Consider the following 16,951-nt stretch of genomic DNA (forward strand, 5'->3'; position numbering starts at 1 on the left):
CCAAAGAACGCTTCGACAACGAGGCCCTACGGCGACCCCCACATCCTCGGCCCCCCCCCCCCCCCCCCCCCCACCCCCCCCCGGGGGGCCCCCCGCCCCCCCGCGGCCCGGGGGGGGGTGAGCCCGGGGGCGCCCGCTTTCGGTCTGTGAGCCGGTCAGACGCTGGTCGCGCCGACTTCCACGCCATGCTCGGCGGCGAGGCGGCGCAGGTCGTCGAGTTCGCCCTGCTCCACGTCGACGAGGAAGTCGTCGCCCTCGTCACGAGCCCGCGTCAGGTCGGACTCGGTCGCCTTTATGCGCTGCAGAAGTCCTGCGGTGAATGCGTCCATGCTGCGCCCCCTCGTCCTGGGTCGTGGGTCGATGGCACGGGGGTGTGCCGTTCGGAAGGGACGATCACGTCTCCGGTAGATGCCCAGCGCTGCCCGTGCTGGGCGGCGACGGTGCCGGACACCCACACCCACTCTGCGGAAAGCGGATCGCCTCGTACCGCATGGTGGTGCGGCACAAGCAGAGCGTGATCGCGGGGTGTACAAGCCGTCCTCCCCCCGCTCTCTTCCACGGAAACCTCAACCGGAAGAGAAAATCTCGCATTCCCCGGCCTCACACCCGCCCTGCATGGTCCGCTCACCCGTCTTACCGCCGACTTATGGCGGAAAAGGGCAGGATGGAGGCCAAGACACCCCAGCAACAAGACCCTGCCCGCGCGCCGGAAGTGCGCTACGCGGGTGGACACAGGAAGGACAAGCGACGTGCGCGTACTCGTCGTCGAGGACGAGCAACTGCTCGCCGATGCGGTGGCCACGGGACTGCGCCGGGAGGCCATGGCCGTCGACGTCGTGTACGACGGTGCGGCCGCCCTGGAGCGCATCGGCGTCAACGACTACGACGTGGTCGTCCTCGACCGCGACCTCCCGCTCGTGCACGGCGACGACGTCTGCCGCAAGATCGTCGAACTCGGCATGCCCACACGCGTGCTGATGCTCACGGCCTCCGGCGACGTCAGCGACCGGGTCGAGGGACTGGAGATCGGCGCCGACGACTACCTCCCCAAGCCCTTCGCGTTCAGCGAGCTGACCGCACGCGTGCGTGCCCTCGGCCGCCGTACGAGCGTGCCGCTGCCGCCCGTCCTGGAGCGCGCCGGCATCAAGCTGGACCCGAACCGCCGCGAGGTCTTCCGGGACGGCAAGGAGGTGCAGCTCGCGCCCAAGGAGTTCGCCGTCCTGGAAGTGCTGATGCGCAGCGAGGGCGCGGTCGTCTCGGCGGAGCAACTGCTGGAGAAGGCCTGGGACGAGAACACCGACCCGTTCACCAACGTCGTACGGGTCACCGTCATGACGCTGCGCCGCAAGCTGGGCGAACCGCCGGTGATCGTCACCGTGCCCGGCTCCGGCTACCGGATCTGATCACCATGGCAGCGACTCCCGCGCCTCCCCAGGCGCCCCCCAAGCCCACCTGGGACCCCCGCAGGGTGGAGCCCTCCTTCCCCTGGCTGCGCCCCACCATCCGGATAAGGCTCACACTGCTGTACGGCGGCATGTTCCTGATCGCCGGCATCCTGCTGCTGTCGATCATCTATCTGCTGGCCGCACAGGCGATCAACACGGGCAACGAGCCCCTGTTCAAGATCGTGGGTGCCAAGGAGCTCCAGGTCACCAGCGACAACTGCCCGGCGATCAAGGTCGACAACCTTACGTTCTCCCAGTTCAACGACGCGATCAGTGCTTGCATCGACGGCCAGCGCCGGGTCGCTCTGGACGATCTCCTCAGCCGTTCCCTGCTGGCCCTCCTGGGCCTCGCGATCATCGCCTTCGCCTTCGGGTACGCGATGGCCGGCCGGGTCCTCTCGCCGCTCGGCAGGATCACCCGCACGGCCCGCGCGGTGGCGGGCTCGGACCTGTCCCGCCGTATCGAGCTGGACGGACCGGACGACGAGCTGAAGGAGCTGGCCGACACCTTCGACGAGATGCTGGAGCGGCTACAGCGGGCCTTCACCGCCCAGCAGCGCTTCGTCGGCAACGCCTCCCACGAGCTGCGCACCCCGCTCGCGATCAACCGCACGCTCCTTGAGGTGCATCTGTCCGATCCGGGCGCTCCGGTGGAGCTCCAGCAGCTCGGCAAGACGCTCCTGGCCACCAATGAGCGCAGCGAGCAGCTCGTCGAGGGCCTGCTGCTGCTCGCCCGCAGCGACAACCAGATCGTCGAACGCAAACCGGTGGACCTGGCGGAGGTGGCCGAGCAGGCCGTCGACCAGGTGCACGCGGAGGCGGCTGCCAAGGGCGTCGTGATCCGCGGCGAGCAGAAGCCCGCGGTCGTCCAGGGCAACGGTGTGCTGCTGGAGCGGATCGCGCTGAACCTGGTGCAGAACGCGGTGCGTTACAACATCCCCGAGGGCGGCTGGGTCGAGGTCGTCACCGAGGTCCAGCACGGGCAGGCGGTGCTGGTCGTCACGAACACAGGTCCGGTGGTGCCGGCGTACGAGATCGACAATCTCTTCGAGCCGTTCCGGCGGCTGCGTACGGAGCGCACGGGCAGCGACAAGGGGGTCGGCCTGGGGCTGTCCATCGTGCGGTCCGTGGCCCGGGCGCACGGCGGCCATATCGCGGCGCAGCCACGCGAGGGCGGAGGGCTCGTCATGCGAGTCACCCTGCCGATCTGAGATCATGTGCGCCGACACATGGTCGGAACGCGGGGATGTTCGCTTTGCGCGGAATTTTCTGGGCAGACCACGAGCAACCCCGTGTGTGATCGATCACAAGGGCGGATTTCAGGCCATCTACTCTCTGTGATCATGGACCCTGTCGGAAAGCCGGGAAAATCCGGGTTTTCGGGGGTCTTGATCACGGGAAGTACACGGTGAGACGCCTTTGAACTGCGGCATTAGGACCGTGTACGGTCCCGTTCGCCATCCAACCCGATCACTCTTGAGGAGTCCGGTTGGGTGTCGATTGAGTAACAGACCTTGATGTGAGGCAAAATCTCCGCCTCGGGTCGGGCACAAGTCCGGCCTCTCACGCGTTACGTGCGCTGGAGACACCGCAGACACCCAGAGGGGGAGAGCGACATGGCAACGGATTACGACACCCCACGCAAGACCGACGACGACGTCGACTCGGACAGCCTTGAAGAGCTGAAGGCCAGGCGGAACGACAAGTCGACGTCCGCAGTGGACGTCGATGAGTTCGAGGCCGCCGAAGGCCTGGAGCTGCCCGGCGCGGACCTCTCGAACGAGGAGTTGGCCGTCCGGGTGCTGCCGAAGCAGCAGGACGAGTTCACATGCATGAGCTGCTTCCTGGTGCACCACCGCAGCCAGCTGGCCCGGGAGAAGAACGGTCAGCCGATCTGCCGCGACTGCGACTGAGGTCGGGTCGGGCATGACTGGCTCGACCCCTCCCTGGAAGCGCCGCTCCCGAAAGCCGGGAGCGGACGAAGGGCCGTCCGACGGCCCGTACGGCGCGCGTGACGACGAGCGGGGCTCATCCAGTGCGGGGGCCTCGCTCGAACCCGTGTCCGGGGCTGACCCCCCGGCGCCCGCGGAAGTTCCCGTGCCTGTCACCAGGCGCAGGGGCGCGGTGATCCGGGAGAAGGCCCGGGAAGGCGTCCGTAAGGGCGGCAGCCGCGCCAGGGCGGGTCTCGGGTACCTGGCCGACCGGATCATCGAGATCGCCCCGCGGATCCCCGTACGCGACCTCGCGACGCTTCGCCGCCAGTTCCCGGGTCTCGGGCCCGAGCAACTCGCGGACAAGCTCGTGACCGGCGCGGCGTACGCGAGCTCCACGGTCGGCGCGGGAGTGGGCGCGGCGGCGATGCTGCCGGTGCCGCCCGCGATGCCGACCGAACTGGCCGCCGAGATCACCGGTGTGGCGGCGGTCGAGCTCAAGCTGATCGCCGAGCTGCACGAGGTGTACGGCCTGCGCCCGCCCGGCAATCTCAAGGCCCGCAGCACCGCGTATCTGTCCTCGTGGTCCGAGGAGCGCGGCATCGACCCCATGAAGCCGGCGACGATCAACGCCGCGCTCGGCGTGCAGATGAGGCGGGAGCTGCGTCAGCAGATCATGAAGCGCACGGTCCGGAACCTGCCGAACCTCATGCCCTTCCTGGTGGGTGCCGCCGTGGGCGCGGCCATGAACCGCCGGGACACCCAGAACCTCGCGGCACGGATCCGCGCGGATCTGCGCAGGATGCAGGTGCCGTGGGACGAGTTGCCGCAGCTGCCCCCGCTGGAGCGCCCGGCGCAGCCGCTGGATATGGACGACCTCGTGCGGCCGCGCAGGCGCTGGCTGCTCGGCGGCGGCCGAAGGGCGTGACGGCCGCCCACGCGGCGGTGTTTCCCGTGACGCTGGGAAGTCTTTACGGCGGGCAGGGCAAGATTTGACCGGGCCGGTGACAGCCCGAACGGTTCTGCTAGACCGCGGCCTTGGCCGTCTTGATCGCTTCCGCCAGCCGCTCCGGCTCGCGGGTCGACAGATACAGGTACGGCGTCGGGTCCTCGGGGTCCGTGACCTCCACGCGCAGGGCCGTGGGGATGTAGGCGCGCAGCAGCAGGAAGGCCCGGGTGTCGGCCTTGTGGGTGCGCCAGGCGCGGGCCTCCTCCTGGTCCATCACATGAGCCTCGCCGAGCGCCCGGACCGGGATCTTCGCCTCGCCCGCGATCAGCAGGTCACCCACCACGCGGATACGGATCGAGCCGTACGAACTGGCCACTACGGCCGCCGCCGCGGTGCCGCCGACCAGACCGACGAGCATCGGCAGTGTGCCGAACGGCAGGACGATCAGGGCCAGGGAGAGCCCGGCCAGGAACGAGATCAGCCACCAGGAACGGGGGGCGGTGAGACGTTCTTCGTACGGGGCGGCGGAGAGCTGCATGGAGCCAAGCTTGGCACGGTGTCCGGTTGCGTCCGACGCGCGGGTAAGGTCTGCGGCTGTGAGAGGTACTTCCGCAGCTCTTGAGCCCCCGGCCGACGCCGTGAAACCCGTGCGACACCCGGACGCTCCCGTGCCCGGTGAGCTCCTCGGTGCGCACTACGGCGAGTGTTTCGGCTGTGGCGGCGAGCAGCCCCACGGGCTGCACCTGGAGGCGCGGGCCGGGGACGGCGTCAGCCTCACCGCGGAGTTCACCGTGCAGCCCGCCCATCAGGGCGCCCCCGGGCTCGCGCACGGCGGTGTGCTCGCGAGCGCCCTCGACGAGACCCTCGGCTCCCTCAACTGGCTGCTGCGCACGATCGCCGTGACCGGGCGGCTGGAGACCGACTTCGTACGGCCGGTGCCGGTGGGCACCGTGCTGTATCTGGAGGCCGAGGTGAAGGCGGTGGCCGGCCGCAAGATCTACTCGTCCGCCACCGGGCGGATCGGCGGCCCCGAGGGGCCCGTGGCGGTCCGCGCCGACGCCCTCTTCATCGAGGTGAAGGTCGACCACTTCATCGACAACGGCCGCCCCGAGGAGATCCGGGCCGCCATGGACGACCCGGACCAGGTCCGGCGTGCCCGTGCCTTCGAGGTGAACCCGTGAGCCGTGACCCCCTGGACGTGCTGATCCGTCGCGTCGACCCGGACGTACCGCTTCCGACGTACGCGCACCCCGGCGACGCGGGAGCCGATCTGCGCACCACGGAGAGCAGTGAACTGAAGCCGGGGGAGCGGGCCGTACTGCCCACCGGGGTGTCTGTCGCCCTTCCGGAGGGGTACGCGGCCTTCGTGCACCCCCGGTCCGGTCTGGCCGCCCGCCTCGGTGTCGCCCTCGTGAATGCCCCGGGGACGGTTGATGCCGGGTACCGTGGGGAGATCAAGGTGATCGTGGTGAATCTCGACCCGCATGAGACCGTGCGGTTCGAGCGCTTCGACCGGATTGCCCAACTGGTCGTCCAGCAGGTCGAGAGGGTTCGCTTCCAGGAGGTCGCGGAGCTTCCCGACTCGGCACGGGCCGAAGGGGGCTTCGGGTCCACCGGGGGCCATGCCGGGGTGGGCGGCACAAGCAGCACAAGCGGTCAGGCCGCCGACGGCGGCGCAACGGGTGGGAATCGATACGCTTCGGTCGTATCCGACCGGGAAGGACAGTGACGTGTTCGGACGTCGCAAGAAGAAGGGTGCCGCCGAGGACGCGGCCGGCGAGCCCGAGCAGGTCGTCGACATCGACACTGAGGCGGACGACGACGGCGCGCGCGAGCGGGTACGGCTCGAACCGGAACCGCGCCCCGACGGGCCGTGGGACAGCTCCGAGGTCCGTGAGCCCGGCGAGGGCCGGGTGGACCTGGGCGGCATGCTCGTGCCCGGCGTCGACGGCATGGAGCTGCGCGTGGAGGTCGCGGGCGACGCGATCGTCGCGGCGACCGTCGTGCTGCGCGACAGCGCCATCCAGCTGCAGGCCTTCGCCGCCCCCAAGCGCGAGGGCATCTGGGGCGAGGTACGCGAGGAGATCGGCTCCGGCATCACCCAGCAGGGTGGCATCATCGACGAGGTCGAGGGGCCCCTCGGCTGGGAGTTGCGGGCCCAGGTGCCGGTGCAGCTGCCGGACGGCACGGGCGGTTTCCAGGTCGTGCGGTTCGTCGGTGTGGACGGTCCCCGCTGGTTCCTGCGCGGGGTGATCTCGGGCCAGGGCGCGGTGCAGCCGCAGGCGGCCGGTCTGCTGGAGCAGATCTTCCGGGACACGGTCGTGGTCCGCGGCGAGGGCCCGATGGCGCCCCGTGACCCGATCGTCCTGCAGTTGCCGAACGACGCCCAGATGGTTCCCGAGGGCGTCCAGCAGGAGGAGGCGGGTTCGCGCTTCTCCGGTGGCATGGGCCAGCTCCAGCGCGGGCCGGAGATCACCGAGGTCCGCTGAGTTCCGTAGAGACACCAGGGCCGTACCCCTCAGGGGTGCGGCCCTTTCTCGTGCCCTTCTCGTCTCTTTCTCGTGTGTGAACCCTTGACGGTGCATTGGTCTGTACCTACCGTCTCCGGCCAACGCGTCTGTTCATAAAGGCGCTTCACGTTCATATACGAGAACGGAAGGCCCCCCACGCATGCGCAGAACCGCTCTGCTCGCGGCCGCGGCCGCCCTCGTCGCCGGTGTCCTCGCCTGGCCCGCCGACGGCGCACCCGCCACCTTCGTCCACCCCGGAGTCACCGTCTCCAAGGGCCAGTTGGACTTCGCCCGCGCCAAGGTCGACGCCGGCACCCAGCCCTGGAAGGGCGCCTTCGACCGGATGATGGCCAGCAAGTACGCCGATCTGAACCGCACCCCCAAGCCCCGCGCGGTCGTCGAATGCGGCTCGTACTCGAACCCCAACCACGGCTGCACCGACGAGCGCGAGGACGCGATCGCCGCCTACACCCAGGCCCTCGCCTGGTACATCACCCGCGACGAGCGGCACGCCAGGAAGGCCATCGAGCTGATGGACGCCTGGTCCGCGGTGATCAAGGACCACACCAACAGCAACGCGCCCCTGCAGACCGGCTGGGCCGGCTCCTCCTGGCCCAGGGCCGCCGAGATCATCAAGTACACGTACACCGGGAACTGGGCGAACTCCGGCCGCTTCGCCACCATGCTCCGCACCGTCTATCTGCCCGAGATCATCAACGGCTCGAACTCCAACGGCAACTGGGAGCTGTCGATGATGGAGGCCGCCGTCGGCATCTCCGTCTTCCTGGAGGACAAGGCGTCCTACGACAAGGCCATGGCGAAGTTCCGCACCCGCACCGCCGCCTACGTCTACCTGTCCTCCGACGGCGACCTGCCCAGGACCGTGCCGAGCCAGAACCTCGACACCCGGGACAAGATCGTCAAGTACTGGCAGGGGCAGGGCACTTTCGTCACCGGCCTCACCCAGGAGACCTGCCGCGACCTCACCCACACCGGGTACGGCATCTCCGCAATCTCCCACGTCGCGGAGACCAGCCGGATCCAGGGGCAGGACCTGTACGGCACGGACGTCGGCGAGCGGCTGCGGCACGCGCTCGGGTTCCAGGCCAAGTACGAGCTCGGGGCGGCCGCGCCCGGCTGGCTGTGCGGCGGCTCGCTGAAGCCCGGGCTCGGCCCGGTCACCGAGGTCGGGCACAACGCCCTGGCCAACCGGCTCGGCCATGTGATGACCAACACCGAGACGCTCAACCAGCGCAACCGGCCGTCCGGCAGCAACAACCTCTTCGTCGCGTGGGAGACCCTCACCCACGGCGACAATCCCAGCTGAGACTTAATGGCGGCGGCAGCGTCAGAGTTGCGTCAAAGACGCTCCCGCCGCCGCACCGGGCCCTTTTTGTCGCGATTATTGGCCGTAAGGTCGACGCTGCGTAGGCAGCAGCGGCAAGAACACAATGGGGACCATGGGACGCGGCAAGCTTCGGATCTACCTCGGTGCGGCACCGGGCGTCGGCAAGACGTACGCGATGCTGTCCGAGGCCCACCGCCGTGCCGAGCGCGGCACCGACTGCGTGGTCGCCTTCGTGGAGCACCACGACCGGCAGCGCACCGAGGTGATGCTGCACGGGCTGGAGCAGGTACGGCGCAAGGCCCTGGAGTACCGGGGCGCCGCCTTCACCGAGATGGACGTCGACGCCGTCCTGGCCAGACACCCGCAGGTGGCCCTCGTCGACGAGCTCGCCCACACCAACATCCCCGGCTCCCGCAACGCCAAGCGCTGGCAGGACGTCGAGGAACTGCTCGCCGCCGGCATCGATGTCATATCGACCGTCAACATCCAGCACCTGGAGTCGCTGGGGGACGTGGTCGAGTCGATCACCGGGGTACGGCAGCAGGAGACCGTGCCGGACGAGATGGTGCGCCGGGCCGACCAGATCGAGCTTGTCGACATGTCGCCGCAGGCCCTGCGCCGGCGGATGGCGCACGGCAACATCTACAAGTCGGACAAGGTCGACGCGGCCCTGTCGAACTACTTCCGGCCCGGAAACCTCACCGCGCTGCGAGAGCTGGCGCTGCTGTGGGTGGCGGACCGGGTCGACGAGTACCTGAAGCAGTACCGCCGTGATCACCAGGTGTCGAAGATCTGGGGTTCGCGGGAGCGGATCGTGGTCGGGCTGACCGGCGGTCCGGAGGGCCGGACGCTGATCCGGCGGGCCGCCCGCCTCGCCGAGAAGGGCGCCGGCGGCGAGGTGCTCGCCGTCTACATCGCCCGAAGCGACGGGCTGACCTCCGCCTCACCCAAGGAACTCGCCGTCCAGCGCACCCTCGTCGAGGACCTCGGCGGCACCTTCCACCACGTGGTCGGCGACGACATCCCGGCGGCACTGCTGGACTTCGCGCGCGGGGCGAACGCCACCCAGATAGTGCTCGGCTCTTCACGCCGCAAGAGCTGGCAGTACGTCCTCGGACCCGGCGTGGGCGTCACGGTGGCCCGGGACTCGGGCCCCGACCTGGACGTCCACATCGTCACGCACGAGGAGGCCGCCAAGGGGCGCGGACTGCCCGTGGCCCGCAGAGCACGCCTCGGCCGCTCCCGGATCCTGTGGGGCTGGCTCGTCGGCGTCGGCGGACCCGCGCTGCTCACCCTGCTGCTGACCCACGTCGACGCCGACCTCGGTCTCGCCAACGACATGCTGCTGTTCCTGACCCTGACGGTGGCGGCGGCCCTGCTCGGCGGGCTCCTGCCGGCACTGGCTTCGGCGGCCGTCGGTTCGATCCTGATCAACTGGTTCTTCACCGAACCGGTGCACCGGTTCACGATCGCCGACCCGAAGAACCTGCTCGCACTCGTGATCTTCGTGTTCGTGGCGGTGGCCGTCGCCTCCGTGGTCGACCTCGCCGCCCGCCGCACCCACCAGGCGAACCGGCTGCGCGCCGAGTCGGAGATCCTCTCCTTCCTCGCCGGCAACGTGCTGCGCGGCGAGACCGGCCTGGAGGAGCTCCTGGAGCGGGTCCGGGAGACCTTCGGCATGGAGTCGGCGGCCCTGCTGGAGCGGGCGGGCGACGTCGACCCGTGGACCTGCGCGGGCAGCGTCGGCACGGGCCGCTCCCCGGTGCGGCCGGAGGACGCCGACGTGGACGTGCCGGTGGGCGACCACATGGCGCTCGCCCTGACCGGCCGGGTGCTGCCCGCCGAGGACCGTCGCGTCCTCGCCGCCTTCGCCGCGCAGTCCGCCGTCGTCCTGGACCGCCAGCGCCTGCAGCGCGAGGCCGACCAGGCCAAGGAACTCGCCGAGGGCAACCGCATCCGTACGGCGCTGCTGGCCGCCGTCAGCCATGACCTCCGTACCCCCCTGGCCGGCATCAAGGCGTCCGTCTCCTCGCTGCGGTCCGACGACGTCGCCTGGTCCGAGGAGGACGAGGCGGAGCTCCTTGAGGGCATCGAGGAGGGCGCCGACCGGCTCGACCACCTCGTCGGGAACCTCCTCGACATGTCCCGGCTGCAGACCGGCACGGTCACGCCGCTCATCCGCGGCATCGACCTCGACGAGGTGGTGCCGATGGCGCTGGGCGGGGTGCCGGAGGACAGCGTGGAGCTGGACATTCCGGAGACGCTGCCCATGGTCGCCGTGGACCCGGGGCTGCTGGAGCGGTCGGTGGCCAACCTGGTCGAGAACGCCGTCAAATACAGCCGGGACGACAGCACCGTCCTCGTCGCCGCGAGCGCCATCGCGGACCGGGTCGAGGTGCGGGTGGTCGACCGGGGGCCGGGCGTCCCCGACGAGGCCAAGGAGCGCATCTTCGCGCCCTTCCAGCGCTACGGCGACGCCCCGCGCGGGGCGGGGGTCGGGCTCGGCCTCGCGGTCGCACGCGGCTTCGCCGAGGCGATGGGCGGCACCCTCAACGCGGAGGACACACCTGGCGGGGGGCTCACCATGGTGCTCACCCTGCGGGCGTCGGCAGCGGCGGCGCCCGCAGGGCCGGGGGCAGCGGCCGTTCCCGGCGGGGAACCTCCCGGCCCGGGGGAGCCCTCTGACTCCGGGGAGCCCGGCCGCTCCGACGAGCCTCCTCACCCCGACGAGGCCCCTCACTCCGTACGACCCGAAAGGCAGACCACATGACCCGGGTGCTGGTGATCGACGACGAGCCGCAGATCGTGCGTGCCCTCGTGATCAACCTCAAGGCCCGCAAGTACGAGGTCGACGCGGCCCATGACGGGGCCACTGCCCTCGAACTCGCCGCCACCCGCCACCCCGACGTGGTCGTCCTCGACCTCGGTCTGCCCGACATGGACGGCGTCGAGGTGATCAGGGGGCTGCGCGGCTGGACCCGGGTACCGATCCTGGTGCTGTCCGCCCGGCACTCGTCCGACGAGAAGGTCGAGGCGCTCGACGCGGGCGCCGACGACTACGTCACCAAGCCCTTCGGCATGGACGAGCTGCTGGCCCGGCTGCGGGCCGCCGTCCGCCGGGCCGAACCGACCGGGGGCGGCGAGGACGACGTGATGGTGGAGACCGAGGAGTTCACCGTCGACCTGGCCGCGAAGAAGGTCAACCGGGGCGGGAAGGACGTACGGCTCACCCCGACCGAATGGCATCTGCTGGAGGTCCTCGTACGCAACACGGGACGCCTCGTCAGCCAGAAGCAGCTGTTGCAGGAGGTGTGGGGGCCGTCGTACGGGACGGAGACGAACTATCTGCGGGTGTACATGGCCCAGCTGCGCAGGAAGCTGGAGGCGGATCCGTCGCATCCCAAGCACTTCATCACCGAGCCGGGGATGGGGTACCGGTTCGAGAGATGAGCAGGTCGGGCGGGGTCGGTTCGGGAGCCGCAACCGCGGGTACGACGGTGTCGGCGCACCCCGGTAGGCTTCAAGACATGAGTGCTGTTCCTCGTTCCGAAAAGTCGGTGGGCCGGTTCCGGCGCATGCTCGACCGGCTCTCCTCGTCGCAGGAGGACCTGGAGTCCGAGGAGCTGCGTGAGGACGCCGAGACGGCCGGATGCACCAGGATCGGTGACTGCCGTGACCGACAGATAGTGACGGTTACTGGTACCTTGCGCACGGTCACCCTGCGGCCGCGTGCGGGAGTCCCGGCCCTGGAGGCCGAGCTGTTCGACGGCTCCGCCGCCCTGGACGTGGTGTGGCTCGGCAGGCGCTCCATCGTCGGCATAGAGCCGGGGCGCCGGCTGATCGCATCGGGCCGGATCTCCATGAGCAGAGGCCGCCGGGTGCTGTTCAACCCGAAATACGAACTGAGACCCCTTGGACGGGAGTAGCCGGTGACGTCGCTCGACAAGCCGACCGAAGACACCACCGCAGACGCCGAGCACGATGCCCGGGCGGTGACCGAGGCCGCGCTGTTCGAGGCGTTCGGTGGCATGCGCGGGATGATCGAGACCGTGCTGCCGGGGCTGCTCTTCGTCACCATCTACACGATCAACAAGGATCTGCACCTGTCGGCGATCGCCGCGCTGGTGGTCTCCCTGGTGCTCGTGGTGGTGCGCCTGGTGATGCGGGACACCGTCAAGCACGCCTTCAGCGGTGTCTTCGGCGTCGCCTTCGGCGTCGTGTTCGCGATGATGACCGGCAACGCGAAGGACTTCTATCTGCCGGGCATGCTGTACACGCTGGGGCTGGGGCTCGCGTACATCATCACCACGCTGTGCGGAGTGCCGTTGATCGGGCTGATCCTCGGGCCGGTGTTCAAGGAGAACCTCTCCTGGCGCAAGCGGAATCCCGGGCGCAAGAAGGCTTATGCGAAGGCCAGTTACGCGTGGGGCCTGATTCTTCTCGCCAAGTGCGCGATCCTCTTCCCGCTGTACTGGTGGGCGGACACCACGCAGTTCGGCTGGGTGCTCGTCGCGCTGAAGATTCCGCCGTTCCTGCTGGCCGTGTGGCTCACGTGGGTCTTCCTGGCCAAGGCGCCGGCGCCGATCGATGTGTTCGCGGAGATGGAGGCGGCGGAGAAGGCCGAGCGGGAGGCTGCCGCCGGGTCTGCCGAGTAGGCGCACGGCGTCCTCGAACGCCGGACGGGCTCAAATACGCGAAGGGCGCCCTGTGAAGCCAGGGCGCCCTTCGGCGTCGTAGCGCAGAGTGCGCCGGTGTCCGTCAGCCCGCCGTGTCCTCCCGGCGGACCGACAGGAGGTCCTCCAGCTGCTCTTCCCTGGCCTGTGCGGCCACGAACAGCAGCTCGTCGCCCGCCTCCAGGGAGTCCTCCCGGGACGGGGTGAGGACCCGGGTGCCGCGGATGATCGTCACCAGGGACGTGTCCTGCGGCCACTCCACGTCGCCGACCTGGGTGCCGGCCAGGGCCGACTCCTCCGGGAGGGTCAGCTCGACGAGGTTGGCGTCGCCGTGGCTGAAACGGAGGAGGCGGACCAGGTCGCCGACCGAGACCGCTTCCTCGACCAGGGCCGACATCAGACGGGGCGTCGACACCGCGACGTCCACGCCCCAGGACTCGTTGAACAGCCACTCGTTCTTGGGGTTGTTCACCCGGGCGACGACGCGCGGAACGCCGTACTCCGTCTTCGCCAGCAGTGAGACCACCAGGTTGACCTTGTCGTCACCCGTGGCCGCGATCACCACGTTGCAGCGCTGCAGCGCCGCCTCGTCCAGGGACGTGATCTCGCAGGCGTCGGCCAGCAGCCACTCCGCCTGCGGGACCCGCTCGACCGAGATGGCGGTCGGCGCCTTGTCGACGAGCAGGACCTCATGGCCGTTCTCCAGCAGTTCGCCCGCGATGGAGCGGCCCACCGCACCGGCACCGGCAATGGCGACCCTCATCAGTGACCGCCCTCCTCTTCGGGACCCTTGGCGAAGGACGCCTCGACCTTGTCGACCTCGTCGGTGCGCATCATCACGTGCACCAGGTCGCCCTCCTGCAGCACCGTCTGCGACGTGGGCAGGATCGCCTCGCCGAGGCGGGTGAGGAACGCGACCCGGACGCCGGTCTCCTCCTGCAGCCTGCTGATCTTGTGGCCCACCCAGTCGGCGGACGTGTGCACCTCGGCGAGCTGGACGCCTCCGGTCGGGTCCCGCCACAGCGGCTCGGCGCCCGAGGGCAGCAGCCGGCGCAGCATCTGGTCGGCCGTCCAGCGGACCGTGGCCACGGTGGGGATACCGAGGCGCTGGTAGACCTCGGCGCGGCGGGGGTCGTAGATACGCGCCGCGACGTTCTCCACGCCGAACATCTCGCGGGCCACGCGCGCGGAGATGATGTTCGAGTTGTCGCCGCTGGAGACGGCGGCGAAGGCGCCCGCCTCCTCGATGCCGGCCTCGCGCAGGGTGTCCTGGTCGAAGCCGATGCCGGTGACCCGGCGGCCGCCGAACCCGGGGCCCAGCCGGCGGAACGCGGTGGGGTCCTGGTCGATCACCGCGACCGTATGCCCTTGTTGCTCCAGGGTCTGGGCAAGAGCGGAGCCCACCCTTCCGCAACCCATGATGACGATGTGCACGGCGCTTACCCCGCACTCCTCGTGAGGCGTCTGACTTGCGTGAACGTGGTGCTCATAACCTTCTCTCGGTTCGCCGGGCAGCAGGCGCGGGCCGGTCGCGGACCGCTGGGCAACATCATGCCGGGGAATGCCGGGGATGATCCCTCGCGGTACGGATCGTGGACTCGCGTGTGCCTCGGTCCACCGTAACGTCCGGCTCCGACACACCGACCGGGGAGTCGGGTCGTGCTGTTCGCCGCTGCGAGCCGGGCCCTCAACGGCGGGTGAAGCTGCGCAGGCTGGCCAGTGCCAGGGCGCCGAGTCCGGCGAGCGAGACGAGGGCCCCGACGAGCTGAGCGGTCGTCTGCGACATGAGGTCTCCCGGATGTGATGAGCGTACCGACGCAGGTCATGGAGGCACGCGGACGCCGTCCGGCCCGACGCCCGGCGCGAGAGCGGCACGGAATTCACCCCGGCGCCGCTCGCGATTTCACCCGGATGTGCTCCGGACCAGGCAGGGGGCCTACGATTCTCTGTTGTGTCCAAACTGACCGACGTGCCCAAGCGGATTCTGATCGGGCGCGCACTGCGCAGTGATCGGCTTGCGGAAACGCTCCTGCCGAAGCGCATCGCGCTGCCCGTCTTCGCCTCCGACCCGCTGTCCTCCGTGGCATACGCGCCGGGAGAAGTGCTGCTGGTCCTCTCCATCGCGGGCGTGTCGGCATACCACTTCAGCCCCTGGATCGCGGCCGCGGTCGTCGTGCTGATGTTCACGGTGGTCGCCTCCTACCGGCAGAACGTGCACGCCTATCCCAGCGGCGGCGGCGACTACGAGGTGGCCACCACCAACCTCGGCCCCAAGGCCGGCCTGACGGTCGCCAGCGCCCTGCTCGTCGACTACGTCCTGACGGTCGCCGTCTCCATCGCCTCCGGCATCGAGAACCTGGGCTCCGCGATCCCGTTCGTGGTCGAGCACAAGGTGGAGTGCGCGGTCGCTGTGATCGTGCTGCTGACGCTGATGAACCTGCGCGGCGTCAAGGAGTCCGGCAGCCTCTTCGCGATCCCGACGTACGTCTTCGTCGCGGGCGTCTTCATCATGATCGCGTGGGGCGCGTTCCGCGGGTTCGTCCTGGACGACACCATGCGGGCGCCCACGGCGACGTATGAGATCAAGCCCGAACACGAGGGGCTCGCCGGGTTCGCGCTCGTCTTCCTCCTCCTGCGCGCCTTCTCCTCCGGCTGTGCCGCGCTCACCGGTGTCGAGGCGATCTCCAACGGTGTCCCGGCCTTCCGCAAGCCCAAGTCGAAGAACGCCGCGACCACGCTCGCCGCGATGGGCCTGCTGGCCGTCACCATGTTCTGCGGCATCATCGGGCTCGCCATGGCGACCAAGGTCCGGATGGCCGAGAACCCGGCCGTCGACCTGCTGCAGAACGGTGTGGCGGTCGGCGTGGACTACGTCCAGAACCCGGTCATCACCCAGGTGGCCGAAGCGGTCTTCGGCAAGGGAAGTTTCTTCTTCATCGTGCTCGCCGCGGCCACCGCGCTGGTGCTGTTCCTCGCGGCCAACACCGCCTACAACGGCTTCCCGGTGCTCGGCTCGATCCTCGCCCAGGACCGCTATCTGCCGCGCCAGCTGCACACCCGCGGCGACCGGCTCGCCTTCTCCAACGGCATCGTGCTGCTGGCGGGCGCGGCCATCCTCCTGGTGTGGATCTACGGCGCCGACTCCACCCGGCTGATCCAGCTGTACATCGTCGGCGTGTTCGTGTCCTTCACGCTCAGCCAGACCGGCATGGTCCGCCACTGGAACCGCCTCCTGGCATCGGAGACGGACCAGGCCAAGCGCCGCCACATGATCCGCTCCCGCGCGATCAACACCTTCGGCGCCTTCTTCACCGGGCTGGTCCTGGTCGTCGTCCTCGTCACCAAGTTCACGCACGGCGCCTGGGTCGCCCTGCTCGGCATGGTGATCTTCTACGTCACGATGACGGCCATCCGCCGCCACTACGACCACGTCTCCGAGGAACTCGCCGCCCCCGAGGGCCCGAGCGACGACAGCGTACGGCCGTCCCGGGTGCACTCCGTCGTCCTGATCTCCAAGATCCACCGTCCCGCGCTGCGCGCCCTGGCCTACGCCAAGCTGCTGCGCTCGGACACCCTGGAGGCGCTCAGCGTCAACGTCGACCCGGCGGAGACCAAGGCGCTGCGCGAGGAGTGGGAGCGGCGCGGGATCGACGTCCCGCTGAAGGTGCTCGACTCGCCGTACCGCGAGATCACGCGGCCGATCATCGAGTACGTGAAGAGCCTGCGCAAGGAGTCGCCGCGCGACGCCGTGTCGGTGATCATTCCCGAGTACGTGGTCGGCCACTGGTACGAGCATCTGCTGCACAACCAGAGCGCGCTGCGCCTCAAGGGCCGCCTGCTGTTCACGCCGGGCATCATGGTGACCTCGGTGCCGTACCAGCTCCAGTCCTCCGAGGCGGCGAAGGTCCGGGCCCGCAAGCGGCAGGAGTGGAACGCGCCGGGTGCGGTGCGGCGGGGACCGGCTCAGGAGCGGGCGAAGGAGAGCAGCGAGTCTCAGCGCTGACGGGGGCCCTGGGCCCGGCTCGGGAGCACGTAGACTGGTGGGCTGTTGTCAGGCCCCCCTCAGTCAGTCGGTCGAGGGCCGTACCCCTTCTC

17 protein-coding genes are annotated in these 16,951 nt (G+C 69.7%); 13 read left to right on the forward strand and 4 right to left on the reverse strand.

Annotation, left to right across the window (positions count from 1 at the left end; genetic code table 11):
- Positions 1 to 155: 155 nt before the first annotated feature.
- Complete coding sequence (locus ACFWYS_RS03950; RefSeq protein ID WP_384762913.1) at positions 156 to 329, reverse strand: hypothetical protein; 174 nt, start codon at positions 327 to 329, stop codon at positions 156 to 158.
- Positions 330 to 749: 420 nt separating this feature from the next.
- On the opposite strand from ACFWYS_RS03950, the gene ACFWYS_RS03955 reads away from it, so the two are divergent.
- From ACFWYS_RS03955 to ACFWYS_RS03970, 4 genes are all read left to right on the forward strand, one after another.
- Positions 750 to 1,403 carry a response regulator transcription factor gene (locus ACFWYS_RS03955; protein ID WP_007385219.1) on the forward strand — a complete coding sequence of 218 codons (654 nt, stop codon included), beginning with the start codon at positions 750 to 752 and terminating at the stop codon, positions 1,401 to 1,403.
- A gap of 5 nt (positions 1,404 to 1,408) precedes the next feature.
- Positions 1,409 to 2,656: a sensor histidine kinase gene (locus ACFWYS_RS03960; protein WP_384762916.1), complete on the forward strand. Its 1,248-nt coding sequence runs from the start codon at positions 1,409 to 1,411 to the stop codon at positions 2,654 to 2,656.
- Between the two features lie 405 nt (positions 2,657 to 3,061).
- The gene (locus ACFWYS_RS03965; RefSeq protein WP_005481602.1) at positions 3,062 to 3,358 is read left to right on the forward strand and encodes a DUF4193 domain-containing protein; all 297 of its coding nucleotides are present in this window, start codon (positions 3,062 to 3,064) and stop codon (positions 3,356 to 3,358) included.
- 13 nt (positions 3,359 to 3,371) lie between these two features.
- Positions 3,372 to 4,304: a hypothetical protein gene (locus ACFWYS_RS03970; RefSeq protein ID WP_384762919.1), complete on the forward strand. Its 933-nt coding sequence runs from the start codon at positions 3,372 to 3,374 to the stop codon at positions 4,302 to 4,304.
- A 97-nt stretch (positions 4,305 to 4,401) separates the two neighbouring features.
- On the opposite strand, the gene ACFWYS_RS03975 is transcribed toward ACFWYS_RS03970, so the two are convergent.
- The gene (locus ACFWYS_RS03975; RefSeq protein WP_384762921.1) at positions 4,402 to 4,863 is read right to left on the reverse strand and encodes a DUF3093 domain-containing protein; all 462 of its coding nucleotides are present in this window, start codon (positions 4,861 to 4,863) and stop codon (positions 4,402 to 4,404) included.
- A 58-nt stretch (positions 4,864 to 4,921) separates the two neighbouring features.
- On the opposite strand from ACFWYS_RS03975, the gene ACFWYS_RS03980 reads away from it, so the two are divergent.
- The 8 genes from ACFWYS_RS03980 (at position 4,922) to ACFWYS_RS04015 (ending at position 12,838) form a co-directional block, all read left to right on the forward strand.
- Complete coding sequence (locus ACFWYS_RS03980) at positions 4,922 to 5,506, forward strand: PaaI family thioesterase (RefSeq protein ID WP_384762923.1); 585 nt, start codon at positions 4,922 to 4,924, stop codon at positions 5,504 to 5,506.
- Positions 5,503 to 6,054, forward strand: a complete 552-nt coding sequence (gene dut, locus ACFWYS_RS03985; RefSeq protein WP_384762926.1) for a dUTP diphosphatase — start codon at positions 5,503 to 5,505, stop codon at positions 6,052 to 6,054. The genes ACFWYS_RS03980 and dut overlap by 4 nt, the downstream gene beginning before the upstream one ends.
- A 1-nt stretch (position 6,055) precedes the next feature.
- Positions 6,056 to 6,814, forward strand: coding sequence for a DUF3710 domain-containing protein (locus ACFWYS_RS03990; RefSeq protein WP_384762929.1), 759 nt, complete (start codon positions 6,056 to 6,058; stop codon positions 6,812 to 6,814).
- A gap of 181 nt (positions 6,815 to 6,995) precedes the next feature.
- Complete coding sequence (locus ACFWYS_RS03995) at positions 6,996 to 8,162, forward strand: alginate lyase family protein (protein WP_384762932.1); 1,167 nt, start codon at positions 6,996 to 6,998, stop codon at positions 8,160 to 8,162.
- 133 nt (positions 8,163 to 8,295) lie between these two features.
- Entirely contained in the window at positions 8,296 to 10,953 is a 2,658-nt protein-coding gene (locus ACFWYS_RS04000) for a DUF4118 domain-containing protein (protein WP_384762933.1), read from the forward strand.
- Positions 10,950 to 11,633 carry a response regulator gene (locus tag ACFWYS_RS04005; protein WP_384762936.1) on the forward strand — a complete coding sequence of 228 codons (684 nt, stop codon included), beginning with the start codon at positions 10,950 to 10,952 and terminating at the stop codon, positions 11,631 to 11,633. Before ACFWYS_RS04000 ends, ACFWYS_RS04005 begins: the two co-directional genes overlap by 4 nt.
- 77 nt (positions 11,634 to 11,710) lie before the next feature.
- Positions 11,711 to 12,109 carry an OB-fold nucleic acid binding domain-containing protein gene (locus ACFWYS_RS04010; RefSeq protein ID WP_125525889.1) on the forward strand — a complete coding sequence of 133 codons (399 nt, stop codon included), beginning with the start codon at positions 11,711 to 11,713 and terminating at the stop codon, positions 12,107 to 12,109.
- Between the two features lie 3 nt (positions 12,110 to 12,112).
- Positions 12,113 to 12,838 carry a DUF3159 domain-containing protein gene (locus ACFWYS_RS04015; RefSeq protein WP_384762939.1) on the forward strand — a complete coding sequence of 242 codons (726 nt, stop codon included), beginning with the start codon at positions 12,113 to 12,115 and terminating at the stop codon, positions 12,836 to 12,838.
- 103 nt (positions 12,839 to 12,941) lie between these two features.
- Here ACFWYS_RS04015 and ACFWYS_RS04020 read toward each other — a convergent pair whose 3' ends face one another.
- The gene (locus ACFWYS_RS04020) at positions 12,942 to 13,619 is read right to left on the reverse strand and encodes a potassium channel family protein (protein WP_384762941.1); all 678 of its coding nucleotides are present in this window, start codon (positions 13,617 to 13,619) and stop codon (positions 12,942 to 12,944) included.
- A complete protein-coding gene (locus ACFWYS_RS04025; protein WP_384762944.1) occupies positions 13,619 to 14,290 on the reverse strand; it encodes a potassium channel family protein in 672 nt (223 codons plus the stop codon). The genes ACFWYS_RS04020 and ACFWYS_RS04025 overlap by 1 nt, the downstream gene beginning before the upstream one ends.
- A gap of 517 nt (positions 14,291 to 14,807) precedes the next feature.
- On the opposite strand from ACFWYS_RS04025, the gene ACFWYS_RS04030 reads away from it, so the two are divergent.
- Positions 14,808 to 16,859 (forward strand): APC family permease, encoded by a 2,052-nt coding sequence (locus tag ACFWYS_RS04030; RefSeq protein WP_384762946.1) that lies wholly within the window; start codon positions 14,808 to 14,810, stop codon positions 16,857 to 16,859.
- Positions 16,860 to 16,951 lie beyond the last annotated feature (92 nt).

The organism is Streptomyces sp. NPDC059010, assembly GCF_042740355.1.
GTDB lineage: Bacteria > Actinomycetota > Actinomycetes > Streptomycetales > Streptomycetaceae > Streptomyces.